Source organism: Saccharomonospora halophila 8, assembly GCF_000383775.1.
In the GTDB taxonomy this organism is placed as follows: Bacteria; Actinomycetota; Actinomycetes; order Mycobacteriales; family Pseudonocardiaceae; genus Saccharomonospora; species Saccharomonospora halophila.
In genome coordinates this window covers 1-3,705 of record NZ_KB912539.1, presented here as the reverse complement: position 1 = coordinate 3,705, position 3,705 = coordinate 1, and the positions used below count along the sequence as shown (strand labels likewise).

The window sequence follows — 3,705 nt, the reverse complement described above, 5'->3', positions numbered from 1 at the left end:
GGCCGCCGTGGACGGCGCCGCCACGGTGTGCGCCTCCGGGAGGTTGCGCTCCAGCCATTCGCGTACCTGGGCGAGTGCGTGCGGGTGGCTGGCGACCGTGCGCACAGCCGCCACCCCCGGCGCGGCGAGCACCGCGAAGTGGATCGGCAACAGCGCCTCGGCGACCGCGACCACCGGTTCGTCCCCGGCCAGTCCGTCGAGCGTCGCGGTGACCGGCCCCTCGACCGAGTTCTCGACCGGCACGCACGCCCACGCGGCGGTGCCCTCCCGCACGGCCGCGAGCGCCGCGGTGATCGTCTCGACCGGGACGAGGTCGCCCCCCGGTGCGAGCGCGCGGGCGGCCTGCTCGGTGAACGTGCCCTGCGGGCCGAAGTAGGCGATCCGGGACATGGCACACCAGGCTACGCGGCGGCCGGGTGAGACGATCCTCACCCGTTCGGCCGGGAGGGGCGGCGGTTACCAGGCGTCCGATTCTTTGTCATGCTGGTGAGGTGACCGCCGAATCTGGCACGCACACACGCAACGGACCCGGCGCCGACGGCACGGGCGCCAGCACACCGTCGGCCACACCGGAACTGGTGTTGTGCGCCCTCGACGAGCCACTCGTGCAGGCCTGGAACACGGTCCGCGACTCGGTCACGGGCCCGGTCCGGGTGCATCAGGGCTCGGTGCTGGAGGTCCGCGCGCAGGCCGTGGTGAGCCCGGCGAACTCCCTCGGCTGGATGCGTGGGGGCATCGACGCCGTCTACGCGCGGACGTTCCCGGGCATCGAACAGCAGGTGCGCAGCACCGTCCTCGCCTACCACGGGGGTGAGCTGCCGATCGGGGAGGCCGTCGTGGTGCCCACGGGCGCCCCCGTCCCCGAGTGGCTGATCAGCGCCCCCACCATGCGCCAACCGGGCGAGTCGCTCCCGGACGACACGGTGCACCCGTACCTGGCCGCCCGCGCGGTCTTCCTGCTGTGGCGGGACGGCCGGTTCGAGCAGGGCGCCCGGTTCCGGGACGTCGTGACCACGATCGCGATGCCCGGTCTGGGCACCGGCGTCGGCGGTGTGTTCCCGGCCACCTGCGCCCGCCAGGTGTCGGCCGCGTGGGAGGAGGTCTTCCTGGGCCGCTGACCTGCGCGGTGACCGGTGCGCGACACCGGGCTCGTCCGTCCGCGCGACGGGTCCCCCGGCCCGGGTGGACATGACGCCACGAATCCTGGACCCGCGGGTGCAGAACGTCACAGCGCGTCGGCGCCGGTGACCACTTACGGTTGAGTCCGCGTGAAGAACAGGTGTACAGCGCCGGCCCACCGACGGGCGAGGAGTGAGTGAATGGCGCGGGTCCGTGAGCGCAGCCCCTACGTCGAGTTCCAGCGGGACCAGTGGCGGGAACTGCGCAGGTCGACACCGCTGCCGCTGACCGCCGCGGAGCTGTCCCGGCTGCGGGGCCTCGGCGAGCAGATCGATCTCACCGAGGTCGCGGAGGTCTACCTCCCGCTGTCCCGGTTGATCAATCTCCAGGTGGCGGCCCGCCAACAGCTGTACGAGGCGACCACCACGTTCCTCGGCGAGGACACCCGGGGCACGAAGGTCCCGTTCGTCATCGGGGTCGCGGGCAGCGTGGCGGTGGGCAAGTCGACCACCGCGCGCATCCTGCGCACGCTGCTCGCTCGCTGGCCCGACCATCCCCGGGTCGACCTGGTGACCACGGACGGGTTCCTGCATCCCCGGGCGGAGCTCGTGCGCCGGGGCATGATGCACCGCAAGGGCTTCCCGGAGAGCTACGACCGCAGGGCGCTGCTGCGGTTCGTCACGGAGGTGAAGTCGGGCGCCGAGGAGGTCCGGGCACCGGTCTACTCGCACACCGCCTACGACATCCTGCCCGACGAGGAGCAGGTCGTCCGCCAGCCGGACATCCTGATCCTGGAGGGGCTCAACGTCCTGCAGCCGGGGCCCAGGCTGACCGTGTCGGACCTGTTCGACTTCTCGCTCTACGTCGACGCGCACACCGCCGACATCGAGCGCTGGTACGTCGACCGCTTCCTCAAGCTGCGGCACACCGCCTTCGCCGACCCGACGTCGCACTTCCACCACTTCGCAGGCCTGGACGACGAGGAGGCCACCGCGGAGGCGCTGCACCTGTGGAAGACGATCAACGAGCCGAATCTGATGGAGAACATCCGGCCGACCCGCCCGCGCGCGACCCTGGTGCTGCGCAAGGACGCCGACCACTCGATCAACCGGGTCCGGTTGCGCAAGCTCTGACGGCCCGGGCGGGCGGTGTGACCGGGGCGGGCGGCGTGACCGGGGCGTCGCCGGGGGCTCCCGGACGGTGATTCACCCGGTCCGGCCGTTCTCCGAGTGGAGTACCACCCGGTAGGGGCCGACCATGGCGGTGTGAGCAAGGGCACGGACCACCTCTTCGTTCGGGTGCTCGGTCCACTCGAGATCGACCGGCGTGGGTCGGAGCAGCCGCTGACCGACCGGGCACTGCGTGCCGTACTGTCCACCCTGCTCGTCCACGCCAACCAGAGTGTCCCCGCGGACGCCCTGGTGGAGGCGGCCTGGCCGCCCGCGCAGCGGCCCGCACGGGTGCTGGACTCGCTGGACGCCCGGATCGGCAAACTCCGCACCCTGCTCGCCCCGGAGGCCGAGATCAGCTGGTCGGCGGCCGGGTGCGTGCTGCACCTGGATCCCGATCGGATCGACGCCGTCCGGTTCGAGCGCATGATCGAGGCCGCACGCTGGTGCCCGGCGCCCGAGGCGATCTCCACACTGGACCGGGCGCTGGCGCTGTGGCGCGGCGACCCGCTGCCCGACCTCCGGCGGGCCGGGGCCGACCATCCGGAGGCCGTCCGGTTGCGCCAGTTGCGGGCCCGTGCGGTGGAGGATCTGGCCGCGCGGGAGCTGGAGACCGGCAAGGTGGAGGACGCGGCCCAGCGGCTGCTCAATCTGCTCTCCGCCGAACCCCTGCGGGAGCGGTCCTGTGGCTACGCCATGTGGGCGCTGCACCACCTCGGCATGACCGCCGACGCCGTGGCCTGCTACGAACAGCTCCGCGAGCGGCTGTCCGACGACCTCGGTGAACCGACCAGTGTGGAGCTGGACGAGACGTTCGAGGCCGTCACCGGACGGTATCCGGGGTCGGCCCATCCGGGCAGGCCGGTGCCGCCGGGGACGACGTTCGTCGGCCGGGGGCACGAACTCGCGCGGCTGACCGGGATGCTCGACCGGGAGCGGCTGGTCACCGTCGTCGGCCCCGGCGGCGTCGGGAAGACCCGGCTGGTCACCGAGACACTGTCCACGGCCACCGTCGGCGTCACCGTGGTGGGTCTGTCCACCCGGGACGCCGGGGAGCTTCCCGGAGCCGTGGCCGGGGCACTGGGGATCCACACCCACGACCGGGATCCCGATCCGCTCGCGACGGTGGCCGAGTACCTCTCCGGCCGGCGCCGGGTGCTGGTGCTGGACTCGTGCGAGCACCTGCTCACCGACGTCCGCACGCTCGTGCGCAAACTGCTCGGGCGCTGCCCCGCGGTCACCCTGCTCACGACCAGCCGGGTACGACTCGGGCTCGCCGAGGAGTGTGTGCTGCCGCTGGGACCGCTGGCCCGGGACGGCACCCGGGACCCGCTCGGCTCCAAGGCCGGGCGGTTGCTGCTCGACCGCGCCCGCACCGCCCGCCCCGACTTCCCCGCCGACGACCACGAGACCGACG

4 protein-coding genes are annotated in these 3,705 nt (G+C 72.9%); 3 read left to right on the top strand and 1 reads right to left on the bottom strand.

Annotated elements, in window-relative coordinates:
* On the bottom strand, positions 1-390 hold a 390-nt coding region (locus SACHA_RS0110140; RefSeq protein WP_019809417.1), incomplete at its 3' end, for a prephenate dehydratase.
* A gap of 101 nt (positions 391-491) precedes the next feature.
* Here SACHA_RS0110140 and SACHA_RS0110135 point away from each other — a divergent pair.
* The 3 genes from SACHA_RS0110135 to SACHA_RS0110125 form a co-directional block, all read left to right on the top strand.
* Positions 492-1,118, top strand: a complete 627-nt coding sequence (locus SACHA_RS0110135; RefSeq protein ID WP_019809416.1) for a macro domain-containing protein — start codon at positions 492-494, stop codon at positions 1,116-1,118.
* A gap of 201 nt (positions 1,119-1,319) precedes the next feature.
* Positions 1,320-2,252, top strand: coding sequence for a type I pantothenate kinase (coaA, locus tag SACHA_RS0110130; protein ID WP_019809415.1), 933 nt, complete (start codon positions 1,320-1,322; stop codon positions 2,250-2,252).
* 132 nt (positions 2,253-2,384) lie between these two features.
* Positions 2,385-3,705, top strand: a 1,321-nt coding sequence (locus SACHA_RS0110125; protein WP_019809414.1) for an AfsR/SARP family transcriptional regulator, incomplete at its 3' end; no start/stop codon positions are given.